General features: G+C 41.7%; 24 protein-coding genes and 1 tRNA gene. 12 read left to right on the top strand and 13 right to left on the bottom strand.

Going from position 1 to position 24,517, the window contains the following annotated elements:
* Positions 1 to 23: 23 nt before the first annotated feature.
* Genes I6J03_RS08735 through I6J03_RS08720 form a run of 4 tightly spaced genes read right to left on the bottom strand, consistent with a single transcriptional unit; the run spans position 24 to position 5,008 of the window.
* Entirely contained in the window at positions 24 to 668 is a 645-nt protein-coding gene (locus I6J03_RS08735; RefSeq protein ID WP_003009511.1) for a hypothetical protein, read from the bottom strand.
* Positions 669 to 1,550, bottom strand: coding sequence for an SDR family oxidoreductase (locus I6J03_RS08730; RefSeq protein WP_003009507.1), 882 nt, complete (start codon positions 1,548 to 1,550; stop codon positions 669 to 671).
* A gap of 1 nt (position 1,551) precedes the next feature.
* Positions 1,552 to 2,319, bottom strand: coding sequence for an enoyl-CoA hydratase/isomerase family protein (locus I6J03_RS08725; protein ID WP_003009504.1), 768 nt, complete (start codon positions 2,317 to 2,319; stop codon positions 1,552 to 1,554).
* A 7-nt stretch (positions 2,320 to 2,326) separates the two neighbouring features.
* Positions 2,327 to 5,008, bottom strand: a complete 2,682-nt coding sequence (locus I6J03_RS08720) for a TonB-dependent receptor plug domain-containing protein (RefSeq protein ID WP_232279772.1) — start codon at positions 5,006 to 5,008, stop codon at positions 2,327 to 2,329.
* Positions 5,009 to 5,125: 117 nt separating this feature from the next.
* On the opposite strand from I6J03_RS08720, the gene purD reads away from it, so the two are divergent.
* The 4 genes from purD to I6J03_RS08700 all read left to right on the top strand — a co-directional run bounded on the left by purD (position 5,126) and on the right by I6J03_RS08700 (position 8,991).
* Positions 5,126 to 6,400: a phosphoribosylamine--glycine ligase gene (purD, locus tag I6J03_RS08715; protein WP_003009500.1), complete on the top strand. Its 1,275-nt coding sequence runs from the start codon at positions 5,126 to 5,128 to the stop codon at positions 6,398 to 6,400.
* Positions 6,401 to 6,504: 104 nt separating this feature from the next.
* Positions 6,505 to 6,576, top strand: a tRNA-Glu gene (locus I6J03_RS08710).
* A 249-nt stretch (positions 6,577 to 6,825) separates the two neighbouring features.
* Entirely contained in the window at positions 6,826 to 8,046 is a 1,221-nt protein-coding gene (locus I6J03_RS08705; protein ID WP_003009497.1) for a site-specific integrase, read from the top strand.
* A 60-nt stretch (positions 8,047 to 8,106) separates the two neighbouring features.
* Positions 8,107 to 8,991 carry an RpnC/YadD family protein gene (locus tag I6J03_RS08700; RefSeq protein ID WP_003009494.1) on the top strand — a complete coding sequence of 295 codons (885 nt, stop codon included), beginning with the start codon at positions 8,107 to 8,109 and terminating at the stop codon, positions 8,989 to 8,991.
* A gap of 339 nt (positions 8,992 to 9,330) precedes the next feature.
* Here I6J03_RS08700 and I6J03_RS08695 read toward each other — a convergent pair whose 3' ends face one another.
* The 6 genes from I6J03_RS08695 to I6J03_RS08670 all read right to left on the bottom strand — a co-directional run bounded on the left by I6J03_RS08695 (position 9,331) and on the right by I6J03_RS08670 (position 13,526).
* A complete protein-coding gene (locus I6J03_RS08695; RefSeq protein WP_003009490.1) occupies positions 9,331 to 10,317 on the bottom strand; it encodes a DUF5712 family protein in 987 nt (328 codons plus the stop codon).
* A 9-nt stretch (positions 10,318 to 10,326) separates the two neighbouring features.
* Positions 10,327 to 10,881, bottom strand: coding sequence for a BfmA/BtgA family mobilization protein (locus I6J03_RS08690; RefSeq protein ID WP_003009487.1), 555 nt, complete (start codon positions 10,879 to 10,881; stop codon positions 10,327 to 10,329).
* Complete coding sequence (locus I6J03_RS08685) at positions 10,868 to 11,185, bottom strand: hypothetical protein (RefSeq protein WP_232279771.1); 318 nt, start codon at positions 11,183 to 11,185, stop codon at positions 10,868 to 10,870. The genes I6J03_RS08690 and I6J03_RS08685 overlap by 14 nt, the downstream gene beginning before the upstream one ends.
* A 4-nt stretch (positions 11,186 to 11,189) precedes the next feature.
* Positions 11,190 to 11,465: a helix-turn-helix domain-containing protein gene (locus I6J03_RS08680; RefSeq protein ID WP_003009484.1), complete on the bottom strand. Its 276-nt coding sequence runs from the start codon at positions 11,463 to 11,465 to the stop codon at positions 11,190 to 11,192.
* Positions 11,466 to 11,868: 403 nt separating this feature from the next.
* A complete protein-coding gene (locus I6J03_RS08675) occupies positions 11,869 to 12,618 on the bottom strand; it encodes a hypothetical protein (protein WP_003009478.1) in 750 nt (249 codons plus the stop codon).
* 23 nt (positions 12,619 to 12,641) lie between these two features.
* The gene (locus I6J03_RS08670; RefSeq protein ID WP_232279770.1) at positions 12,642 to 13,526 is read right to left on the bottom strand and encodes a tyrosine-type recombinase/integrase; all 885 of its coding nucleotides are present in this window, start codon (positions 13,524 to 13,526) and stop codon (positions 12,642 to 12,644) included.
* A 401-nt stretch (positions 13,527 to 13,927) separates the two neighbouring features.
* On the opposite strand from I6J03_RS08670, the gene I6J03_RS08665 reads away from it, so the two are divergent.
* The 6 genes from I6J03_RS08665 (at position 13,928) to I6J03_RS08640 (ending at position 19,880) form a co-directional block, all read left to right on the top strand.
* Positions 13,928 to 14,746, top strand: coding sequence for a helix-turn-helix domain-containing protein (locus I6J03_RS08665; RefSeq protein WP_003009472.1), 819 nt, complete (start codon positions 13,928 to 13,930; stop codon positions 14,744 to 14,746).
* 58 nt (positions 14,747 to 14,804) lie between these two features.
* Positions 14,805 to 15,206: a VOC family protein gene (locus I6J03_RS08660; RefSeq protein ID WP_003009469.1), complete on the top strand. Its 402-nt coding sequence runs from the start codon at positions 14,805 to 14,807 to the stop codon at positions 15,204 to 15,206.
* 9 nt (positions 15,207 to 15,215) lie between these two features.
* Positions 15,216 to 15,569: a TfoX/Sxy family protein gene (locus I6J03_RS08655; protein ID WP_003009466.1), complete on the top strand. Its 354-nt coding sequence runs from the start codon at positions 15,216 to 15,218 to the stop codon at positions 15,567 to 15,569.
* A gap of 270 nt (positions 15,570 to 15,839) precedes the next feature.
* A complete protein-coding gene (locus I6J03_RS08650; RefSeq protein ID WP_003009463.1) occupies positions 15,840 to 17,717 on the top strand; it encodes a mechanosensitive ion channel family protein in 1,878 nt (625 codons plus the stop codon).
* Between the two features lie 231 nt (positions 17,718 to 17,948).
* Positions 17,949 to 18,938 (top strand): hypothetical protein, encoded by a 990-nt coding sequence (locus I6J03_RS08645; protein ID WP_003009460.1) that lies wholly within the window; start codon positions 17,949 to 17,951, stop codon positions 18,936 to 18,938.
* Between the two features lie 21 nt (positions 18,939 to 18,959).
* On the top strand, positions 18,960 to 19,880 hold the full coding sequence (locus I6J03_RS08640; RefSeq protein WP_003009457.1) for an urea transporter: 921 nt from the start codon (positions 18,960 to 18,962) through the stop codon (positions 19,878 to 19,880).
* Positions 19,881 to 20,189: 309 nt separating this feature from the next.
* On the opposite strand, the gene I6J03_RS08635 is transcribed toward I6J03_RS08640, so the two are convergent.
* Both I6J03_RS08635 and I6J03_RS08630 read right to left on the bottom strand, forming a co-directional pair.
* Positions 20,190 to 21,716 carry a recombinase family protein gene (locus I6J03_RS08635; protein WP_003009454.1) on the bottom strand — a complete coding sequence of 509 codons (1,527 nt, stop codon included), beginning with the start codon at positions 21,714 to 21,716 and terminating at the stop codon, positions 20,190 to 20,192.
* A 53-nt stretch (positions 21,717 to 21,769) separates the two neighbouring features.
* Entirely contained in the window at positions 21,770 to 21,931 is a 162-nt protein-coding gene (locus I6J03_RS08630; RefSeq protein WP_003009452.1) for a hypothetical protein, read from the bottom strand.
* Between the two features lie 741 nt (positions 21,932 to 22,672).
* Between I6J03_RS08630 and mobA the strand changes: the two genes are divergently transcribed.
* Complete coding sequence (gene mobA, locus I6J03_RS08625; RefSeq protein WP_003009448.1) at positions 22,673 to 23,071, top strand: conjugal transfer protein MobA; 399 nt, start codon at positions 22,673 to 22,675, stop codon at positions 23,069 to 23,071.
* A gap of 81 nt (positions 23,072 to 23,152) precedes the next feature.
* Here the strand turns inward: mobA and I6J03_RS08620 are convergent, their stop codons facing one another.
* Positions 23,153 to 23,641, bottom strand: a complete 489-nt coding sequence (locus tag I6J03_RS08620) for a JAB domain-containing protein (protein ID WP_003009445.1) — start codon at positions 23,639 to 23,641, stop codon at positions 23,153 to 23,155.
* Between the two features lie 659 nt (positions 23,642 to 24,300).
* Between I6J03_RS08620 and I6J03_RS08615 the strand changes: the two genes are divergently transcribed.
* Complete coding sequence (locus I6J03_RS08615) at positions 24,301 to 24,516, top strand: helix-turn-helix domain-containing protein (RefSeq protein ID WP_081445154.1); 216 nt, start codon at positions 24,301 to 24,303, stop codon at positions 24,514 to 24,516.
* Position 24,517: the final 1 nt, after the last annotated feature.

Here is a 24,517-nt window from a genome sequence, read left to right as displayed (position 1 = left end):
ATTTTAAGCATTACAACATAATTTTAAGCATCACAGCTGCTGTATGCGCGGTCTAATAGTGTGACATACCAGGCATTCTGATACCTGGTAATGTGAAATATGACAGATTCCTTTCCGGTTAGAATAACTCTGTAACTCGTCTGCTCCAGTGTTTTCATCTTTTGGATTTCTTCTGCAGGGATTTCCTGTTCCTTGACGCGGTCGAGAAATGCGGCTAATGAGGAGAGCGTATTCGGGTGAGTTGTCGTATCTATAAACCAACCATCCTTACTCCATTTCTCATGTTCGCAACTATACGTCGGCAGGCTTGCGAATGTGATTCCGTAATCATTTTGAAATGCAGGGTAAGGATAAAAACCGGGTAAAGGATTTGCAAAATCCAATGTTGATATCCGTTGAAAGCGATCTCCGGCTCCGATTCTAAAAATGATAGTCAAACCCAACTCAGGATGTATCAGGGCATTTACCTTTGCTGAGTCCTGACTTAAATAAGCCCTGACAAAGCGGGAGGCAATTTCCTGAATTTCTACTTTTTCATCCGTTTGAGCGGATGTAGTTTTTTCCGAATGCGCCAGTTCCGAAGCCTGTTGTGATTCCTTCTTTGTTTTGGAATTGCAACCCGCCAGCAGCAAGAGCATTAGGATCAGAATTAGGGGACTTCTCCTCATTTATTTATTGTTTTTACGAATGCTCTGTTCGATCATATCCCACATTTCTTCAGGTATTGCTTCGAATCCGCTGAACTGTCCTGCCCCCTGCAGCCATTCTCCGCCATCGATGGTGATGATTTCTCCGTTGATGTAGTTGGCAAAATCTGAAACCAGAAAAGCAGCCAGATTGGCTAATTCCTGATGGTCTCCGACACGTTTTAGCGGTACCCGGTTTTTAAAGTCAAACTTTTCAGCCAGATCTCCCGGTAATAACCGGTCCCATGCTCCTTTTGTCGGGAAAGGTCCCGGAGCAATGGCATTGTGCCGGATACCGTATTTTCCCCATTCTGCAGCAAGGGATTTGGTGAGGGTCAGCACTCCGCCTTTTGCGACAGCTGACGGGACAACGTATCCCGAACCCGTAAATGCATAAGTCGTGATAATATTCAGAACTGAGGCCTGTTGCTTTTTCGCAATCCAGTTTTTTCCAAATGTCAGCGTACAGTTAACCGTTCCTTTGAGCACAATATCAATAATCGTGGAGAAGGCATTTGCAGACAGACGTTCGGTAGGTGAAATAAAATTACCGGCAGCGTTATTTAACAGCGCATCTACACGTCCGAACCGTTCTTCTGTTGCAGCCAGCAGATGTTCTACTTCTTCTATATTCCGGATGTCACAGGCTATGGGTAGAACGGTTCCTCCTTTTTCTGCCATCATCTCCTTTGCGGTGACTTCCAGTACATCTATTTTCCGGCTTGTGATGACGATATTGGCACCCAATTCAAGGAAATAAGTTGCCATTTTACGTCCAAGTCCTGTTCCTCCTCCGGTGACGACGATTGTTTTTCCTTTTAATGCATATTCTTTTAAGGCTCCTTCTACTTTTGACTGTTCCATATTATGCTTTTTTTGCGGTTAAATTTTCAATAATTGTTTTGAGCACTGCCCGGGTTGCGGGTGCCCACCACTGCTTGAGTACCTGATCGATAGCCGCTTCCTGCTGTTGAGTGATACTTTCTAGTAGTTCTTTTCTTAGATTCTGTTTGGTACTTCTCCAGGAATTCTTTTCAAATTGCGTTACCGATTTTATCTTACGTAATGCTGCGGTTCGAATACGGTCCGGGTCGACGACTTCATCTATAAGGCCGACTTCAAGAGCCTTTTCCGGATTAAGTAATTTCCCTTCTAACAGGTATTGATAAGCCAGACGCTGTCCGATCCAGAAACTGTACAGTTTAAAGATACTTGGCGGAACAACAATCCCAACCGGTACTTCATTAAGACCGATGATAAATTCACCACGAGCCATTATCCGGTAGTCGCAACAGATACCAAGTACACATCCTCCTGCGGGACTATGCCCGGATATAGCTGCCACAGAAGGTTTGGAAAATGCGGTGAGTGTATGTATCAATGTCATAAACCTGGACCAGAAGATCTTCATCTGCTCTTCATTGTATTGATACAGGGTGATGAGGTCGAGTCCGGAGGTGAAAAAATTCTCTTTCCCATGTAAGATAATACCCTCAATGGCGGGGTCTTCTTCTGCTTCGAGAATGGCTTGTGTAAGCTCGTCAATCATTTCCATGTGCATGGCATTAGACTTTCCTCTATCCAGCGTAATGTGTGTGATCCGTTCTTCGGTATTAATGGTGATAAACTGCATATTCTAATTATTTTACGTCAAATTTTAAAACTCTTCTTCCAATGCGTCCCTTTGTATCAACGCCTTCCAATGTAATTTGGTATGTTCCTTTTTCATCTGAAGTGAAGAAAGAAAAATTTGTTCCTTTCTCATCTTTAATAAGAAGGTTTGGCTCCCAGTGGATTGTTGAGCGGTAATCACGGGCAAATGCTTTTTCCGGATCATTGACTTCGTAATCGGGCTTAAAAAATGTCTTATTAAGGTGAAATCCTTTTGGTGTGGCTGTCGCTATTCCTTTTGGATCAAAATTGCTGGTCATGGAAGCCTTTCCGGTTTTTGAGGAAATAACAATGAGACCTCCGCCACCGTATGAGCCGTAGATAGCAGTGTACATCGGGCTGCGGAGCACCTCAATACTTTCAATATCGAATGTATTAATCATACTGAGTTGATCAGCTTCAATGTACATTCCGTCATAAACGACCTGCATAGGTACATTTCCACGTGTGTTGTAGGGAATGCCTCCTTGAAAATAAACGCCCATTAACCGGCCGTTAAGACACATTTCCAGAGTAGGACAGGTTTGCAGATCTTCTTCTGTCAGAATCTGATCGGCGCGACCGGAGCCATTGAGATTGCGGGAGCTTTCGGCAGCTTTTTTCTCTACACGTCGTGTAATAGCGACTTCTTCCAGAAAAATAGTTTTCTCCAAAAGCCCTTTTTGCTGCATTTCTGCAAACATGCGCTGGTTTTCTTTTATTGTTTTTTGAAATGTAAAGTTTACATTGCTCGATTCTTCAGGGGCATTTTTATTTTCTTTTACAAACGGAGGGACGGTGGGATCAATATCGATTTCTACATTTTTTTTGCCTTTCTCATCTGTCGCAGAGATCAGGAATTTAACACTGTCCGGAAAGACGAGATTATCAAAGTTAAATCTTCCGTCCGCATTTGCAGTGGTATCGATAAAATCCATGAAATTTCGCGTGGAGATTAGCTGTAGTTTAGCATTCGGAACCGTTCCTTTTCGGGCGTATTTCCTTACCACACCTTTGATAGATAGCATTTTTTGAGGTTCGAATACAGGTTTAGTATTTGCTAATGAGTCTATTTTCTGCCATTCAATTTTTCTCCAGCCTTGTGTGATCATGAGATTGTCCAGATCCGTAATATTAATGCTGTCCGGGTTTTCAAAATAGTATCCCGGACGTTCGATATATCCTTTTATATCTGAAGCTAAGAGTAATTGGGAATAGATATTCGGAGCATCTTTATCGTATGGCTCATTTCGGTTAAGATTAATGACGGACGCCGAAAGGCTGGCAAAATTGGAAGCATCCTGAATGGCGTCATCGAGACGAACGTTTACTTTACTGCGTGTTGTGTAATCGGTCTTGTCCGTACTTATCTTTAGAGGAAGGATATTTTGCGGATTGGAGGTGAAGACCATTCTTTCGATAAGAGGCAGGCCTGCTTCAGAAAGTAATGTGATCTGATAGATACCGGTTGGCAGATTTTTTTTCGGGATCATAAATAGCAATTCGCTCTTACTTACTTTTTGCTTAGCCACGTAAAGGAGCTCCCCTAAGTGCTGTACCAGCAGATAGACTTCTTTCTGATCTACACGATCGGGAGAGAAACTGTATTGTGCTGCAATACGGTCCTGCATAAACGGGTTTACAGCAACACTGATACCGGAACTCTGTGTTTCGGGAAGTTTTGCTGATAGGACGGATCCGTCTTCAAAAGTGACTTCAGCCATGTATTGCTGATCTTTGAACGGATTAAAGGTGAAGCTGCCTATCCCGAGTTCGTTGGTCTCAAATTCAGCGACGACTTCTTTTTTATTATCCATTACCTTGCCTTTGACCTTTATACCCATGCCATTTGGTTTCAGGGCTTTGACACCGATCTTTGATAACGTATTGTCCAGTAGAATTCCGCCCTCAGGTAAGAGTTGCAGGCTGTTGTCAGAAGGTGTCTGAAGTGGAATAATCTTCTTGACCGGACGCTTGTCGGTAGATTCGAAAGCCAGAAGAATGTATCCTGAAGTGAGTTTTTTATCTGTTTTGAGTGTCAGATCTCCCTTATCATCTGTTTTTTCGCGACCCTTGTCTTCTATCTTGTCCCCCATATATATACGGTACTGTACATTTGTGTTGATCAATGGGGCTCCTGCGAAATTTTTAAGATTGATCACATAGGTATTTTTCTTTTCTGCAGGATCTGAGGTGGGGATAAAAGAGGTGGTCGAAACAACATTGTCACTTCGGCCGTTTGATATTTGTATGGTCCGGTCGTAAAAGTAAGCATCATCATTATTGCGCATCCAATTGGTATAGGCGCGGATACGGTAAGAGCCTTCTGTCAGGGTATCGATGAGTTCAATGTCACCAATGCCAAGACCCGCAGTCATGGGAATGGTCAGGGATTTAATGATTTTCTTTTCTGGTCCGATCAGTTCAACATAACCAACACCACTCATATTTGACAGCAGGTTTTCTATTCCGACTGTAGTGTAGGCCTTAAACCAAATAGTCTCCCCCGCACTGTAATGTTGCTTATCAAGATGGAGATATATTTTTTCCTGAATATTGTTGCTTAGATAGGTGTCGAGTTTTTGGGTGACATTGTCAATGACTGTTGTTTGTGCCATCGCTGAGATAGAAAGCGATGTAAACAAACACAGGTAGAAATATTTTAGACTCATGATCGGTTTTTTTAGAAAATTAAGAAAAAATACATAAAGTATAAAGGTTATTTGATAATTAGCAGATTAGACTCAAAAATATCCTCGCATTCCGGCCAAAACAAATATATTTGCGGTATGAATATCCTAATCATTGGTTCAGGCGGTCGGGAATCTGCCTTTGCATATAAAATTGCTCAAAGTAAAAAATTAGACAAATTATTTATTGCTCCGGGAAATGCAGGTACATTGGCCTATGGAGAAAACGTGCCTTTAAAAGTAACTGATTTTGAAGGACAGGCGCAGTTTGCGCTGGATAATGATATTGATCTGATATTGGTGGGACCTGAAGAACCTCTTGTAAAAGGAATTCATGATTACTTTCTCAGCAGAGAAGATATAAAGCATATTCCTGTAATCGGTCCTCAGCAGGAGGGAGCACAGTTGGAGGGGTCAAAAGATTTCTCAAAACAGTTTATGCAACGCCATCAGATTCCTACAGCGGCTTCCCGTTCATTTGATCGGTCTAATCTGGAAGAGGGACTTGCTTATCTGGAAACACAGAATCTTCCGATTGTACTAAAGGCGGATGGTCTTGCTGCAGGTAAAGGCGTATTGATCTGCGAAAGTCTTCAGGAAGCAAAGGATGAGCTGAAAGCGATGATTGCGGATGCAAAATTTGGCGCAGCCAGCGATGTTGTAGTCGTTGAGGAGTTTTTGAAAGGAATAGAGCTGTCTGTATTTGTACTTACAGACGGGACTTCATATAAGGTATTGCCATCTGCAAAGGATTATAAACGTATCGGCGAAGGTGATACCGGACTCAATACAGGTGGTATGGGTTCCATTTCGCCTGTTCCGTTTGCTGATGAAACGTTTCTCAACAAGGTGGAAGAACGAATTATTAAACCTACAGTAGATGGTCTGAAGAAGGATAATATTCCTTACAAAGGATTTATTTTTATCGGTTTGATGAATGTCGGCGGAGAGCCTTTTGTGATCGAATATAATGTACGCATGGGTGATCCGGAAACAGAATCGGTATTGCCTCGTATTGAATCCGATCTGGTTGATTTACTTGAAGGTGTTGCTCAGGGAAATCTGGATACCCGTTCGTATACGGTTTCATCAAAAACGGCTGTTACGGTAATGTTGGTTTCAGGTGGATATCCGGGTGATTACGAATCCGGGAAAGTGATATCTAACATAGAAAATGTAAAGGAATCTATCGTATTCCATGCCGGTACAAAGGAACAGAATGGCGAGGTGTTAAGTGCCGGAGGACGTGTCATCGCAGTGACTACTCTGCAGGATACATTATTTGATGCTTTGCAGCAGGCGACAGCTGATGCAGGCCGGATATACTTCGATGGTAAGTATTTTCGCCGTGATATTGGCTTCGATCTGATCTGATTTGAAAAACATTTTTCTCAGTCTCAATAGCTTACGTTGTGACTGAGAAAAATATTTTGGAAGCAATAAAAATCCTCTTATATTTGCATCACCAAAAAAATAATGGCCCGTTCGTCTAGGGGTTAGGACGCAAGATTTTCATTCTTGAAACAGGGGTTCGATTCCCCTACGGGCTACACATCTTGAAGTCAAAACATACAAAAGCCTGCAAATTAAACGTTTGCGGGCTTTTTGTTTTTTACAGCATCCTGATTCATTCAATTATTCGCATAAAAACAGTGAGTAATTCAGTGAGTCAATTCCTGACCTACCGCTACTCACTGAAAGCACATTAAGTTGTTGAACGACAACCTGTTCAATAACCGAACATCTTGACTGCCATAGGCTGCAAGGCTAATTTTGTTCACCATAAATGATGTATTATCATGAGTACAAATTATTCCTTGCTCTTCTACTTGAAGAAGCCAAAAAATTATGTGTACGGCCCCAAGCCGATTTACATGCGTATCACCGTGGCCGGTGACCCCAAGGAAGTGGCCACCGGCCGTGAGTGTGACCCCCTACGGTGGAACGCCAAGGCCAACCGTGCCAAGGGCACCAAAGAGGACATCCGTAACCTGAACGCATACCTCCACACGCTGGAGCGAAAGGTGGCCGATGCCCACCTGCAACTCGTAAAGGACGGTGCGGAAATCACCGCCGAATCGCTGAAACTGAAATACCTCGGCAAGGACGTGCAACGGCGGTATTTGATGGAAACGTTTACCGAACACAACGGGAAGATGGAAGCGTTGCTTGGGAAAGGTTTCAAACCCAACACGCTGAAAGGCTACAACACTTCTGTTGCACACCTGACCTCCTATTTGGAAAAATGCTATGGTGAAACGGACATCGCCATCCGGCACATTGACCATGCATTCATCACAGGCTATGAGTTTTTCCTCCGCTCTGACATGGGATGCAGTGTGGTGTCGGCAGCCAAGTACATGAAGCACCTGCGTAAAATCATAAACCAGTGTCTTGCACACCGATGGATTACGGAAACCCCCTTTGCGTTCTACAAAACGAAAGCCAAGCCAAGGGAAAAGGAATTCCTCACGTCCGATGAACTGGACAGGATAGCCCAAAAGGAATTTTCCATAACAAGGCTGGCACATGTGCGCGATATCTTCGTGTTCTGCTGCTATACGGGGCTGTCATACGCCGATGTGCAAAAACTGCAAAAGACGGATATCGCCAAGGGTATTGACGGTAGATTGTGGGTATTGACCAGCCGGGAGAAAACGAAAACTTCCTCCAACATCCCGCTGCTTCCGCAAGCCTTGGAAATCATCGAACGCTATGCGGACTATCCCTCATGCGTAGCAAGGGGGATGGTGCTTCCGGTATTGAGCAACCAAAAGATGAACAGCTACCTGAAAGAGATTGCCGACCTGTGCGGCATCACCAAAAAGCTGACATTCCACATGGCGCGGCACACATTCGCCACCACGGTGACACTGGCCAACAACGTGCCTATCGAAACGGTTTCCAAAATGCTGGGACATACCAATATCAAAACTACCCAGCACTATGCGAAGCTGCTGGACACGCGGATCGGTAGCGACATGGACGCCTTACAGAAGCGGTTGGCCGGAATACATTAACGGCAACAGACGTCGCTGAAAATTATTCATACTTTTACACACGTACACCCAAGCAGAACAATGAAGCAAAAAGATGACTATCTATGGAAAGGGGTTTTGGAAGATGTTTTTGACGACTTCCTCCGTTTCCTGTATCCCGATGCGGACAGCGTTTTTGATCTAAGCAGGGGTATCACATTCCTCGACAAGGAGTTGGAACAATTGTTCCCTCCGGAAGGTAATGAGTTCGCTCCCAAAGTGGTTGATAAGCTGGCGCAGGTATACACCCATGACGGTATGGAGGAATGGGTTTTAATCCATGTCGAGGTACAGGGCACCTGTCGCAAGGATTTCGCCTCGCGGATGTTCACCTATTACTATCGGATACTTGATAAATACCACAAACGTATCACTGCCTTTGCCATCCTGACAGAGGCCAGTAAAAAGCCAAGGCCCAATGTCTATGAAGAGGAATTCATGGGTACAAGCATCCAATACAGGTTCAATACCTACAAAATTGCTGAACAGGATACCGATCGTCTTTTGGCATCCGACAATCCTTTTGCTCTGGTCGTCCTAACGGCCAAGGCGGCATTTGTCGGCAAAAACCTGAATGACAAAGACGAAAGCGACAAGGCCTTGTTACAGACAAAAATACAGTTGGCGCGTGAATTGCTGGAAAGGAATATGAGCAAGGAAAAAATCAGGGGACTGATGAATTTCTTACGCTACTATGTACGTTTTGATAACTCGGAAGTAAACACTATCTTTGAACAAGAAGTCGAAAAATTGACAGAAAGGAGCCACACGATGGGTATCGAAGAATTATTATTAAACAGGGCTAAAAAGGAAGGCAAGCGTGAAAGTTTAATCTCCGTTGCCCGCGAAATGAAAAAGGACGGCATTCCCGTTGAGCAGATTGTCAAATTTACCAAGCTGTCCATCAAGGAAATCGAAAAACTTTAATAAAAAAATCCTCACAATATAGTGCAAGCCATCCCCGAAACGGATGGCTTTTTTCGTATCCTCCCTTATTACACATACAACTAACACTTCGCTATCGGCTCACTATTGGTTCTTATCGGCTCGTATCGGTTCATTTCAGTAGTATAGTTTTTAAATCTGTACACACCAAGGCATTTTCACCGCTTAGGCCACCGGAACGCAAGGCGGGGGAATCGGGTCAAGGGCGCCGGAGGGCAAAGGCCTGTGGGCGGCGGCGTTTATATACCCTTGACCTTTCCCCGCCGTGGGTAATTTTGGCCGGGCGGTGCAAAGGCCGGATGCCCTTAACCACCCGTAAACTTACCTCCTGACACCCCGTGACTGCGCTTTCTTTTTCCGTTTGCGCCGCTTTTCCTCTTCCTCGATGGGGTTTTGCTGCTCACCCGCCCCCTCCACCGGGGCCATCAGCAATCCCAATAGGTCGGCAGCCATGCTGCCCGTGGTGGCCAGCATATCGCCCACGCTTTCGAACATGCCTTGGGCAACATCATGCGCCAGCTCCATTGCCAACGGCTGTTCCCGTGGATGCCGCCCCGTCAATTCCGTGAGCGTGTGCATCTGCGCCTTTTGCTGTGCCGTACCGTTCTTCATCGTATTGGCATATTGCAGGCTGTCTTTCAGGTTTCGCTCGAAATCGAACAGTTCATCGAACAGGGTTTCGCCCGACTGCTTGAACGCGGTGCGGTCGAACTGCCCCAACTTCTGCGAATGGGCTTTGTTCCTGCCGCGTGACGTATTCTGCGGGCTTAGCTTGATTTTATTGGTGATGTCCTTGCGGCTCACGATGATTTGGACGTGCATCTGCCGCCCCTCCTTGCGTTCTCCTCTTTTCTTTAGTCCGCTTTTTACTTCTTTGTCATTGTGACTGTAATAGCGGTGGTTTTCCAGCTTGCCGAACCAAAGCAAATCCCGGTGGCTGTCTATGCCGGGGCGTTTGAAGTTACGGGCGTATTCGTCCATCACCCTCGTGGCAAATTCCTTGAGTTTTTCCCTTGCCCCGTCCTCGCCGTATTTGGACACGAGGTGCGCCAGTTCCTTTTGGCTGGGGCTGACGTTGATGAGGAAAAACTTACTGTCTGCCCTGCCCAGCTTCGCCACGTTGCGGTCGATGCCCATCCGCACCCCGTGGGGTTTGCTGTCGCTGTCCGTTCCGTTGAACCAACGCTCCGGTTTATTTTCCATCCCGTTTTCCGGCTTCATCCGGTTTTCCTTTTCGAGGTAATGCACCAGCGCACCGCTGCTGCCCTTGTTGTCGCCCGTTTCCGATTTGGTGATGTTGATATACATAATCCTACGTTACAGATTATCCAGTGATTGCCTTACATGTTTGGCCAGTTCCTCCTTTTTGGCCGCCGATACAGGCCACCCGAGGGCTTCCCTTTGGGTAATGTAGTAATCCAGTACCTGCCGGAACCTGGACTTCAATGTTTCCCTTTCCCGCATGTTGCCAAGTATCTTTTTCAGCGTGCCGTCCACCAGTTTCAGGTAGCCGATGGTTTCCCTGCCCATGATGGTTGCCTCCGACTGCCCTTTGCCGATATTTTTTAAAAGCGGGCTTTGTGCTTTGGCGATGGCCATCAGTTCCTCCATCGCCGAATACATCGGCACCAGCATGTCACCCTCCTGTTTGCGGATGAACGAGAGGATGCGGCTGATGCCGTTTGACAGTTCCTTTTTCAGCACCTCATCGTTCAGGTCGGCGGGGTCTTTCTTGCTTTTGTAGAAATAATCCACCATCTGCATGACCACTTCCCGCTTGGTGCGGCCAAGTTTCCGCGCAAGCAGGGTGAGCCGTTCGTCCACCGCCTCGGGGAAACGGACGGATTTCTTGTTCTCGTCAATCCTGACCATTTACCCCTCCCTCCGTGCGGATGATGAACCTGAACCTGCTGCCCTTGGCCGGATGCCACGAGGGACGGTACTCCACATAACCGTAGGCCACCAATTCCGACAGGCATTTGTGGTAGGTGGCGATGGAGCGTATCCGCGAGAAGCGCATCAGCTTCCTGCGGCTGGCGTGGAAATGGCGATGCGGATTGCCGCAATCGTGGTGGTAAAACAACGCCGCCACCAAACCGATGTGCGTGGGCAGCAAACGCCCGTCATCGCCAATCCGCTCAAAGAACGCGCTGAACGCGTGCTTGGGCAATTCCATCCGTTCACCCATTGCCGTTACCTCCCTCCATCATTTTCCTGATGTCCTCCCTGCGGTAGTACATGCTGCCGCCCAACTTGCGGTACGGCAGCGTCCCGTTGATACGGAGATTCTGCAACGTACCGGGCGATACGCCCAGCAGCTTGCGTACTTCAGCGCTTTTCAGCCATTCCCTTTCAAAGCTATCTTTTGCCTTGCTCCCGATGATTTGTTTGAACTCCTCCAGCATTTCCCGCTTGAACTGCCGGAGGTCTTCCCGTGTGATGATGTCTATTTCCATATCCCTATCATTATATTTCCATATCCGTATATCCCGCTATCGGGATATTGATTCGCGCCGTTTACACGGCGCACGGTATACGGCCAAGTATACCGAAACCTTACGCTGGGGCTGTGCCAGCGTATTGGGGTATCCCCGGAGGATACCCGAAACCCCCATGGCGATAGCTTGGGGCAAGCAAGTAGGGCTATGCCCAACTTCCGCTTGCTCCATTCCCATCATGGAATGGCAACTTAGCGGTGGATGCGGGTGGCCACGTGCTGGATGCTGACCTGGTAGCAATTGCTTCCTGTGTCCCATCGGACGGCACCCGCTCCGTTGGGACAAAATTGGGGGATAAAACAGGGATATGGATGACCATCCGGGGCGGCTTGGTCATGTTCGGGGATTGAACGGGTCGGGGTCAGGCTTGGTCTACGGAGACGATGCGGAATAGCTTCCTGCCTTCGGGAACCTGCGAACCTTTTATCGGGGCTTCGTCCTTGCCCACGAAATAATTGCGTGCCGTATCCAATGGGATTTCCTTGCCGCCATGGTTGAAGTATTTTGCAATGAGTTTGTAGTACGGGCTGTGGTGGTCACTTTTGAGCAGATTCCTCCCGTTGGGCAGTTCCACTTCGCGCAGTTGCTGGATGAGGTCAATGAGCGTGGGCAGATAGCCGTCCTCCACATACACTTTCTGTGAAACCCCGTATTTCGAATGTGCTTTCAACTGTTCTTCCAAATCCTGTATACAGGCTTGGAGTTCGGCTATCTTTCCGTCTTTTTCTTTCAGCAGCACATCGTTTGGCCTAATGTTCCATTTATCGCGTGTACCGAGGTATTGCTGGAATTCGGTAAGTTTCCCGATGTTTGACAGATGCCGGGGATGCCCGGATGAGAACGGGTCTTTCCGCTCGAAATGTTCAATCCGTTTCTGCACGATGTACCACACATGGGAAAGGAAATCTTTTTCGGAACACTGCCCTGTGGACAAGAAATGATTCAGGTGGTAGGTGTAATAGTTCTCAAATTCGGTTTTGTCCAGCCCATATATTTTGAGCAAAAAATGGTTGTTGCCATACCCCCTCTTCAAACCAAGTATGTTGCCTACATCAAACGGATGTGGCGAAAAATCGAAGCGCTTTCTACTTTTGAAGTAATTTAGTCCCATCGTGATAGTCCTTAAATTTATAGCTACAACATCCTGTCCAACGGACTTTTGATTGCATTTAGTTGCGCATTGCCGACTTTTGCATAAAGCATCGTAGTCTTGATGTCATTGTGACCAAGTAGCTGCTGTATGAATGAAATGTCCGTGCCGTATTCCAGTAAATGCGTGGCGTAACTATGCCGCAAACCGTGTATCCCTATCGGCCTGTTTACCTTTGCGGCCTTCATCGCATTCTTGAACACAGCTTGGACACTGCGGACGGAATACCGCCCTCCGTACTGACCTTCAAAAAGATAAGTCTTAGGACGATACGCTTTATAATACTCCCGCAGCAAATCCAGCACTGCGGTCGGTAGCGGTACATACCGGTCTTTCTTTCCTTTGCCCGCTTCGATGAGTACCTGCATCCGTCCACTGTCGATGTCACTCACTTTCAGATTGACAACCTCACTTACTCGCAGCCCCATTCCGTAGCACAGTTGCAACATCAGCAAATGCTTCCGGTTTCGTACCGTGTTGAATATCCGTTTCACTTCCTTTTGGCTCAACACCTTTGGCAAAGTGGACCGCCTCTTTGGGCGTGGGATTTCAGCAAAGAAATCCGGTTTATGGAGTACCTGTTCAAAATAGAATTTGATGGCATTGAGCCTGCTGTGCAGCTGGCTTTCCGAAATCTTCAATGTATTGATACAATAAAGGATGTAAGCACGGAGACGGTCGTAGCCCAGCGAATCAACGGGCACATCTTTCACCACATACAGCAACTGTGCAAATTCGACCATGTAGGTCTTTATGGTGTTCGGGCTGTAGGCTTTCATCTGCAACACCTCTTTCATACGTTGAAACTCCCGTGCATTCACGGGTGACAATTTGGACAATACCCCTTTCCCAACCGGTGGGATTTCCATCCTAAACAGTGTCCGGAAATGGGTGTTGTCTGGCACATACCAGCACTTTTCAGACCTGCTCCACCTACCTTTCAGCGATTTGACCAAATCAATCTTTGACCGGTAGTATTTGAAATCTATCCAAATGACCGCGGCTTCCTTGTGCCTGCCTTCCCGAAAATCAAAACCAGAAAAATCAACAACTTCCATACTGCGTATTTTGTATTATCTGCCAAAGCAAATCTAATAAAGTTATACAAAATACGCAATAGATGGAATCTGATAATACCAAAGCAAAGAGCTTGAAAACAACAGCTTATAGGGGTTGACAGAAGATACATGACATCCTTGCATATAGAAGATTATTGCGTATATTTGAGAGTTAGCCGTCATTGTAAAAAGACACCGTACAAAAATCGACAATGGACTTAAATCCGAAAACATACGAGCCAAATATTGAACTGACAGAGTTCGTTAAAAGATATTGGACACTAGACGGTGAAAAGGAAAATATACCAATCAAAAACACCATCGTGCCAGACGGAACAATGAAATTGATTTTTCATTATGGCGACACTTATAAACATCATTCACAAAATGGCGAGATAACCGTTTTACCAAAGTGCTTTTTAATTGGACAACTGACAAAGCCCTATGTAATTGAACCAGTTGGTGTAACGGGCAGTTTTGTTGTTCAATTCAAACCAAATGGGTTTTTACCTTTTACATCAATTCCAATCAAAGAATTAGAAAATACCGCAGTTCCATTGGACATTTTATTTGGAGAAGACGGCATAAAACTTGGCAATCAAATCTTAACCGAAAAATCTACACCTGAAAGAATTCAAATTGTTGAAGGCTTTCTTTTAAAACAATTAGCCGACAGAAAAAACATTGACAATATCGTAAAATCAACTATTGAAACCATATTCAGTACAAATGGACATTTTTCGGTAAATGAATTTTCAAAAAACAATAACATAAACCGAAGACAACTAGCACGGAAATTTTCTTCAGCCATAGGGTTAAGCCCAAAACAACTTGCAAAAACGATTAGAATGCAAACAACATTGAAAGTATTATTGAATGAAGAAGTTACAAAACTAACTGACTTGGCTTATGAAAACGAATATTTTGACCAAGCCCATTTTATAAAAGAGTTTAAAGAGTTCACAGGTTTGACACCAAAGGATTTTTTCGGTGACGACTTAAAAATGTCATTGATATTTGACAAAAAATAGGCTTGTCCCATTTTTACAATTTTGCCGTTTTGACTGAGTTTAACTTTGCATCGCAATAATGCAAAAACTTAAAAATCATAGTAAAATGGCAAATGTAAATCCAGTTGGTTGGTTTGACATCAATGTGGCAAACTTAGACCGAGCAAAAAAATTCTACGAAACAGTTTTCAATTTAAAGCTGACAGATGCACCCATTGAATGGGGCAAGCAATCATTCTTCCCTTTCAGCCCTGAAAGCCACGACATTTCAGGTGCATTAGTGGAAAAAGCTGATTTTGTTCCAAGTAGCAATAATACGGTTGTCTATTTTGAAACCGAAGACAACATTGCAGAAGAACAAAGAATTGAAGCAGCAGGTGGAAAAGTAGTGCAACCTAAAATGAATATTGGTGAATTTGGTTTCATCTCAATTTTCATTGACACAGAGGGCAATACTATTGGACTTCATTCACGTAAATAATTTTTACTGATGGCTTACGACACAAATCTTGCTGACAGAGTCAGAGAATATCTTGCTGAAATACCAGAAATAGAAGTTGAAGAAAAACTAATGTTCAATGTTCTAAACTTTATGGTCAACGGAAAGACTTGCGTTTGTGTAAGCAATGAAAAGTTAATGTTGCGTTTTGGCCCAAGCCGACAGGAAGAACTTTACGAGAAAGATGGTTATGAGACAATGTTGATGAAAGGTAAAGAATACAAGGGCTACTGTTATATAAATCCTGACGGGTTTAAAAATAGAAAAGACTTTGAATTTTTCTTAACCATATGCCTTGAATACAATAAAGTCGCAAAATCATCTAAGAAACGAAAGATGAAATAAAACAACGAACGGCTAACAGCGGTTTTGCGTCAGGCGGGGTTCAGTGCTTCGTCTGACGCTTTTTGCTATATTTGAACTTTCGTGCTTCGTATCAAGTGTAGTGCTAAAAAGCCCGCCCGAACGCAAAGCCGCGAAACGTTAGCGTTCATGCTAAAAGACAGCGGACAGGCAAATTGATAATGAAACGATTGACAGAAATAAAATGAAAGATTATAAAAGAGAAATAAGCCGACACTCTTTTTCGTAATTTTGTCGTCTAAAATTATAATTATGAGAAACCTTTTAACAAAAATAATAACGATGCTTATGCTCTCATGCAGCATTGCATCTTATGGACAAACAGACAGCATAGTTCAAAAAAATGACTCAATTAATAATATCGCCCTGCATGAATATAATCAAAAACTTGCAGAAGTTGAGCAGCACCGTATTGCAGATTCGATAAAAAAGATTGAACTGGAATCTCAACTACTAAAATTGAAAACGACCGACAATTTTCAAAAAGAAGAATTACTGCAGCAACTAAAATCAATTGAGGAAAACGAGAAAAGCAGAATTGAAGATAAAAAGAGACATATTGACTCATTGCGAAATACAGCCAAAGGTTATCCTGTTTTCGGAGTAATGAAAGACACGCTGTTTTTGGTCTATTCTAAAATTGGAGCTTCCACTCCAAAAGAAAGGGCAATAAATATAAGCCGTAAGATTGACAAACTTTACGAAGACGATTTTTTTAAGACTGATTCTATTCTGGTTGTAAAATCTGAAAATACCTATGACATAGTATATGGAGAAATTATTTTAATGAGCATTTCGGAAAACGATGCAATATGGTATGGAAGAAGCATGCACGAATTAGCCCAATCATTTAAAGAAAGTATAAAAAACTCTATAGTTGAAGCAAAAAATGAGAATAGCTGGTTGAAAATTATTGTTAGAATTGGTTTAGTATTACTTGTTATTGCAATTGCATGGGGACTGATTTGGTTAACTGGTAAGGGATATTCGAGACTGCTGTTGTTTATCAATGCTAAAAAGGATAAATGGCTGAAGGATTTGTCGTACAAGGACTATACTTTTTTAACAGCAGAACAAGAGATGCAGGTTATTCTTTTTCTTATTAAAATATTCCGTTGGTTCGTATATGCAATACTACTTTATTTTACTTTGCCCATTATTTTCAGCATTTTCCCTTTTTCGCGAGATTGGGCAGATGCTTTGTTTCAACTCATTTGGTCGCCATTTAAAGGGGTTTTAATTGCTGTTTGGGAATACCTACCCAACTTGTTCAGTATTCTTGTTATTTATTTCGTAATGAAATATGTGATACGATTTGTAAGGTATATATTTCACGAAATTGAAGCAGAAAAACTAAAAATATCAGGCTTTCATGCTGATTGGGCAATGCCAACCTACAGTATTGTAAAATTCTTGCTCTATGCATTCATGTTTGTTTTAATATTTCCTTATTTGCCTGGTTCCGATTCAAATATTTTCAAGGGAGTCTCTGTTTTTATTGGGGTTCTGTTTTCTTTGGGTTCATCATCAGCCATTGCAAATATGGTTGCCGGATTGGTAATAACTTACATGCGACCTTTCAAAATCGGCGACCGTATAAAAATCGGTGATGTTACAGGTGATGTGGTTGAAAAAACATTATTAGTTACAAGAATAAGAACGATAAAAAATGAAGTTATTACAATACCTAATTCATCAGTACTTAATGGCAATACCACGAACTACAGTAGTGAAGCAATAGAAAAAGGATTAATCATTCACACTACTGTAACTATTGGATACGATGTGCCTTGGAAGGATATGCATCAGGCTTTGATTGATGCCGCATTAAGAACAAACTTGATACTTGATGAACCTAAGCCATTTGTTTTGCAAACAAGCCTTGAAGATTTTTATGTTGCATATCAAATTAACGCATATACAAGGGAAGCAGGGAAACAGGCTTTAATATATTCAAACCTGCATCAAAATATTCAGGATATATGTAATGAAAGAGGTATTGAAATTCTTTCGCCACACTACCGTGCAGCAAGAGATGGAAATATGACAACAATTCCAGCCGACTATTTGCCAAATGACTATAAAGCACCAAGTTTTAATGTAAAAGTGGAAACCTCAAATGATAAATAAAATAGAAAATATTATCAAAATACAAAAGCACGAAACGCTAACATCGTGTATAAAGCATTGGGGGTTAAGTGGTTAATTCAAGCGTTCTGCCCCGCATCGGCGTTTGTGTCGGCGGATAGGAACGAAGCCCGCAATCCCCAACGCTTCATACACGCAACCGTTAGCGGTAATTTTTACAGACAATACCACTCACCATAACGACAACATACAAATGACAGACCCGAAAGACAAATGAATATTATAAAAAAGAATTTCGCTATTTGGACAATCGTTGCTATGAATTTAGTCTTGACATCCTGTGCAGGACTCAAAAATTCACAACAAGCATTACAATTCGATAAAAGTTACTGCAATAAGCAGACTTTTTCTTCATATACCAAAGACGATGTGCCTAAACCTTTTCACGAACTTAAACCTGACACAGCTTTAACAAACAGGTTTTCCGACCAATCGCTTAATATCGCCAATGCCATTGGTTTAATTGATGTGTTAACAAAATATACACATTTACAAATTGACTATAGTTCAAATCCTACGTTAGAAAAGAAGGTTGACTTACTTGAGTATTCGCAACATATCAATCAAAAATTAAATATTGCTTCTCTTGAAATATCAGCCTTAGCAAGTGAACTTGACTGTGAAGAAGAACGTGCAAACCAATTTGCATATTACTTAAAAGAAAGAGAAGGAAAAACCGAAAAAGGATTGATTATAGGTTCAATAATTGTAGGTGCTGCTGGTGCGGTCGTAACAGAAGTAATATCAAACAATAGTTCTAATGAAAAGATTACAACTGGTCTAACAATTGGTATTAGTCTTACGGAAGCAACATTAGGTGCTTTGATGTTAATCAATAAAAGAAAAATAGAATTCTATCATAATGACAATGCACTAACAGATATTTGGAAAAATTCAGACGTTTCTAACTATTTTCCGTCCTCTATTTGGTATTATCTAACTTATGAAAACCCTAATAATAACGAAAAATCATTAGCTAAATTGTTAGTAGATAAGTCGATGCTCTTTGGGCAAATTTCAAGTGAGAAAGAAAATTCAAATAATAAGAAGATCGAGCTATATTTTGGCAAAGGAGGACAGTATCGGGCTGATGATTTACAAAATAGAGCCGATATGTTAGACCAAACGGAAGCATATGTTACTTTGATGAAACAAGATTTAAAGATTTTAGCATACGAAATCGAAAAACTATATTTTAAATAAACCATCTTTCAATGTTAAATAATGCTTAGAAAATTTGAAATAAGAAATGGAGTAGTCGAAAAGCTCATTTATTCAATGCTTATTGTGCTAAAAGGACTTGGACAAATAATGCTCCAGGAAAATGCCGTTACAGGATTACTTTTTCTCATTGGCATTTTCTATGGTTCATTTATAATGGGTGCTGCTGCGCTTTTAGCAGTAGTGTGTGGAACTACTACTGCCTTACTGCTGAAATATGAAAAATCAGAAATTGATAAAGGACTTTACGGTTTTAGTGCGGCATTGGTTGGTGTTGCAGCCATACTATTTCTAAAACACGTTTTGATAAGTTGGATAATTATTATTATCGGCTCTGCGTTAGCAACTGTGTTGCAGCACCTTTTTATAAAACGAAAAATACCTGCTTTTACACTGCCTTTTGTTTTGGTAACTTGGATTATCCTTTTATTTGCCAATAATTATTTCGCAGGTATAATTTCAGAACTACCAGTGGCAACTGCCTCTACTAATAACAATTTTACTTTTGTTTTCAAGGGCTATGGACAAGTAATTTTTCAAGATAGTTTAGTTTCTGGGATGCTCTTTTTTCTCGCAGTATTTATTGGTTCACCAATTTCTGCATTATATGGACTTGCTGGAGCAATGCTATCCGCTGTTATTGCATTCAACCTCTCTGCACCTGCTAGCGACATAAGCCTTGGACTATTTAGTTATAATGCTGTATTGTGCGCTATTGTGTTTGCAGGCAACCAAATTAAAGACGGATTTTGGGTTTTAATTGCCGTATTACTTTCGCTTGCCATTAGCTTCTTAATGCTGAAGTTTAACATTATCCAACTTACGTTTCCTTTTGTTTTGGCATCTTGCATTACTCTCTTATTTAGGAAATATCTTGGTAAATCAATACAAAAAGAAAAAATTAACCAAAATACTCAACATTGACAATTAAAACTACCGCTAACATCGGTTTGGCAAAAGTGGGGCTTTTGTGCTAAATTTGAACATTGGGAATTCTAATCAACTTTTGTACTAACATAAACATTTGTACTTCTAATTCCCCACCTTCGCCAAGCCGAGAACCGTTAATATTTCATTCTTACATCACAGGAATTTTTGTATCTTAGCACTATAGCAATTGCAGCTAAAACGTATGTCAAACCAGTGAGTGATTCGATGAGTTGGAAAAAGGTACGGTTGTAAAACATTGATAAAGAGATTGATGCCCGATAGGTTCGATTCCCCTACGGGCTACTAAACAGGACAAATGAAATATATTTTCGTTTGTCCTGTTCTTTTTTGGAGTAATCCGTTGTTTATCTGGAAGATATGGTGTGCGATTACGTTCATTCGGGTGGTTCGATATGTTTTTCCGTCAAACTCCAATTTTTCAGGGAATATCGAACCAATGATTGCTCTCCTCGTTTGGATTGAGCCTTCGGAATATAGTTTCGGGATATTTACGATACTATGTAACGCTCTTTCCAACGTTTTGTCAATATTGGTGCCCTTATTGTCAGAGTTATCTTTGCTCAATTGTTCTTCCAGATGTTCAATTTTCTCTCTGCATTCTTTTTTGATTTCGAGGTATTCTTCATCATCGATAGTTTCGGACAGCAGTTTGTTCCGTGCTATGGATAGCTTTGCGTTAAGGCGGTCTATTTCCTGTGCAATTCTTTTCTTTTCGTTAATTGGATTTTGTATAAACTTTTTATAATTGTCCAATAAAAGCTTTTTAAGAATGCTTTTTACGCCATCGTTCAGCTCGAATTGGCGTATACCTTTTTCAAAAATGTCGTTGGCTAATTCAGCTTTCTGACGAAAGCCACACGAAGAAAGACAATGGTAGTAATAATAACGGTTCGTTCTTCCTTTGGAAGCACTGCCTGTAAGATTGCGTCCGCATTCAGAACAGACCAAGAAACCCCTCAAAGGAAGATTGACATCTGAAAGTATTTTAGTATTCGGACGTTCTGCTCTTTTGTTTTCGTCTAATATCAGTTGTACTTTATTGAAAAGTTCTTTGCTTATGAGTGGTTCGTGTTGACCTTGTACCAAATGGGCTTCTTCATCCTGAAATTTTGCAATGAATATCTTTCCGTAGTATAATGGATTTCGGATAGCGACATGGAAAGCACTTCGGCTTAATTTCGTCGCACCTAAAGTATTCATCTTTTGCCTTACCTGATCAGCAGCAAGTATACCTTTTGCAATTTCATTAAAAGCCCATTGCATAACTGATGCCTCCGGATCTTTTAATGCAACGTATTTCCTGCCATCTTCTTTGCTTCTATTGATATATCCAAAAGGAGCTTTGCCCATCAAACGACCTTCTTTTCTTGCTCTGCGCATCCCGTAAAAAGTATTCAATGCCCTACGATCGTTTTCTACTTCGGGTGCTGCTAAATAAATAGCCAGCATCATTTTGTTTTCGGGAATAGTAAGATCTAAAGGCTGCTCTACAGCTTGCGGTTCTACACCTAATTTGTTTAGCGTACTAATCATCTGATAAGCATCACCTGCATTACGGCTGAACCTATCCCATTTGGTAAAGAGAATTAGATTGGTTTTGGAACTTTTCTTTTTCAGATTGTTTAGCAGTTTTATCCATTCAGGACGATTAAAGGTTTTGGCAGAATGGTCTTCATAAATAACCTGTCCGATAGTAATCTTATTAGTCGTACAGTACCTCTTCAGACGTTCCTCCTGATCGCGTTGCGAATATCCTTTGTCTGCCTGCTCGTCTGTAGAAACACGTATATATAAATCTGCTTTTTTCATTGCTAATCGCTTTATAAATGAATACTTGGAGATTAGCTAACTTACGAATTAAATCACTCAATATCAAAACATTCCGAAATAACTGTCATCGTAAGATTGTACAGAAATTCCATAATAAGTTCGGCTTCTTCCTGTCCCACGTCAATACCTCCTTTGCGGAGAAGCTCCATTGCTTCCCCGATAGGTATTTTCTCTATTTCTCTCCGCTCATGCATTGCCAAATCCTATGTTATTATGGCTAAAATAATAAGGGATATAGATCAGACTTTAGTTGTTGTAGTAAGAGGTAGCATTTGACACCTATGTTCTCAATACTATTATGAATATTCAAAAACGAACAAAAAAAAAACAAAGATAAGGCGGACACCCACTGCTCCGCCCAACCAAAAGACTACGGCATAATGCTTTTGTTCGTTCCTCCCAAAACCACCCTTCGGGACTTATTCCGTTTCCTTTTGGTTTTGCGCTTATCCACCTTGATTGCATGGCTTTCTTTTTTTCTGTTTTTTCTTTTGGAAATAATTTTAATAGAAAGTAAGATTTAAAACATATCAGCAAGCATTCAACGGTATGCTCTTGCCTGATTGCAATCCGTCAGGCTATCGGTGTTGCATTCCTGCAATCTTGATAGTCAGATTGCAGGAATACTTGCATGCCAGCTGCTTCTATCTGTCGGATACAAAATATTGTCGGTAGTCAGTGGCATTATTTGGCATCCGTTGGCTTATGATGTTTCTATTATTCTTCCCGAAATTCAACACTTAGAATAGCAATTTCTATGCTAATTCTAATCGATCTCAAAGAGTAGATTTTTGTGTTCACCGCAACACGGCAAGTTGTGTTTTGAGGCACTCGAAATTAAAATAGTGCCTCAAAACAACTTGCTCCGCTAACAGGCGGAGAGGTAAACCATTTCTCCGAAGTCGAATGGTTGAAGCATTAAAAATGGATTTATAATGGAAGAAAAGAACAACAAACGGAACAAGGGAGGACGTAAACCAAAGCTAAATCCCAAAATGCACCGCCATGTCTTTCGATTGACAGACGAGGAAAATGCTAAATTCTTAACGCTTTTTGAAGCATCAGGAGTACCTAATAAAGCAAAGTTTATCGTTTTATTATTATTTGGAAAGGAGATAAAATCGGTCAAAATCGACAAGGGAACGATTGATTTCTATATGCGACTGACTTCCTTTTACAGTCAATTCCGTTCTATCGGAGTAAATTATAATCAGATAGTGAAGATGCTATACCATCATTTTTCAGAGAGAAAAGCCGCTGCTTTTCTATACAAATTAGAAAAGCAAACGGCTGAGATGGCATTGTTGTGTCAAAAAATCGTTCAGTTAACGTAAGAATTTGAAGCAAAACATTTGAAAAAATAAAGTAAGATGCCAGTCAAGCTCCTGCCTACCCTTCTACATTGGATATTATATCTAAGTAGCCGTACTACAGTTGTAAGTATGAGCATTCATAATCATATCATTATCAACAAAGGAGAAGTAACCATTGTGGGAAATGATAAGGTGGTCAAGCAGTTTTGTATCAGGCATATACAATATTTCCTGAATACCGTTTGTAAGTTGCTTGTCTGATTTACTCGGTTTGAGGTTGCCGCTTGGGTGATTGTGAGCAACGATTACATTCTGAGCAAGTGTCTTACAGGCAATGGCTACCAGCAGTTTATTGTCAACGATGCAACTTTTACCATTGCCTGTACCTATGAGTCGCCAGCATAGTACATTGTTTGCCTGATTGAGAAATAACACATAAAACTGTTCCTGTACAGAGAGCAACGATAAGTCCCAGATTTGCCTGAAAACTGCGTTTGCCATGCTGCTACAATTAATTGTTGCGTAATGTTTGGGTGGGGTGTAACTGATTTCAACTTCAGGAAGTTGATAATTGTCCTTTTCGGTTCGCATACAAAAAGTTTTTTATTGTTAAATAAAAGAGGTAGGTCTCTGCGAACCGATTCCATGCCAGGCATAGAAAGGACTGCGGGACTTGCACCCGTAAGCCTACCAAAGTTTTTTGTTTCAGTACTTCGTGTAAAATAAATTGCCTCATAAAATTATGAAATCAGTTCGCATTACAAACATATAACAGTTATATGAGAATGCCAAATATTTTTGGGTGAGCTTGTTGGTTTGCTGTTGATGTTTATAGAATGCTTGGACGGTATGCAGTTTATCTCAACTTTAGGCAGTTGAGATTGTACTTTGTATTTGGAGTAACGGATGTGTCGGTTTATCATTAGAAGAGGCGGTCGCTGCGAGACACATTAAATGACAAGCAAATAATAAGACTACGGACTTACACCGATACGCCGCCCAAGTTTCTTTTTTTAAGTCTTTTAGTGGTATTAGACCTTGTCATAAAAAGTAATTTTAATATATCTCGCATTACAAACATATAACAGTTATATGAGAATGCCAAATATTTTTGGGTGAGCTTGTTGGTTTGCTGTTGATAGTTTTCTTTTTGTCTGAAAATGAATATCCTCCTTTATTACGCTTTGTTCCATGCAACTTTTAAATTACATTTGTGTAACCTAAAAAGTTCTTCAGTTAAATTTTTCAGAATGGAAATATTAAATAAAAGTGTTGGGCAGATGCTCAAAGAAGCCAGAGAACAAAGCAGATTAACACAGGAGCAATTAGCCCAAAAAGTAGGAAAAAAGAGAAGTTACATCTCAAAATTAGAAACAAAGTACGGTAACAACATTAAGCTTCAGACGCTAAAGGAAATCGTAGAAAAAGGTTTTGAGGGAAAAATTAAGATTGACATAGAACTATAAT

The sequence above is a fragment of the Sphingobacterium spiritivorum genome (genome assembly GCF_016724845.1).
GTDB classification, from domain to species: Bacteria; Bacteroidota; Bacteroidia; order Sphingobacteriales; family Sphingobacteriaceae; genus Sphingobacterium; species Sphingobacterium spiritivorum_A.
This window is presented reverse-complemented; position numbering and strand designations above follow the sequence as displayed.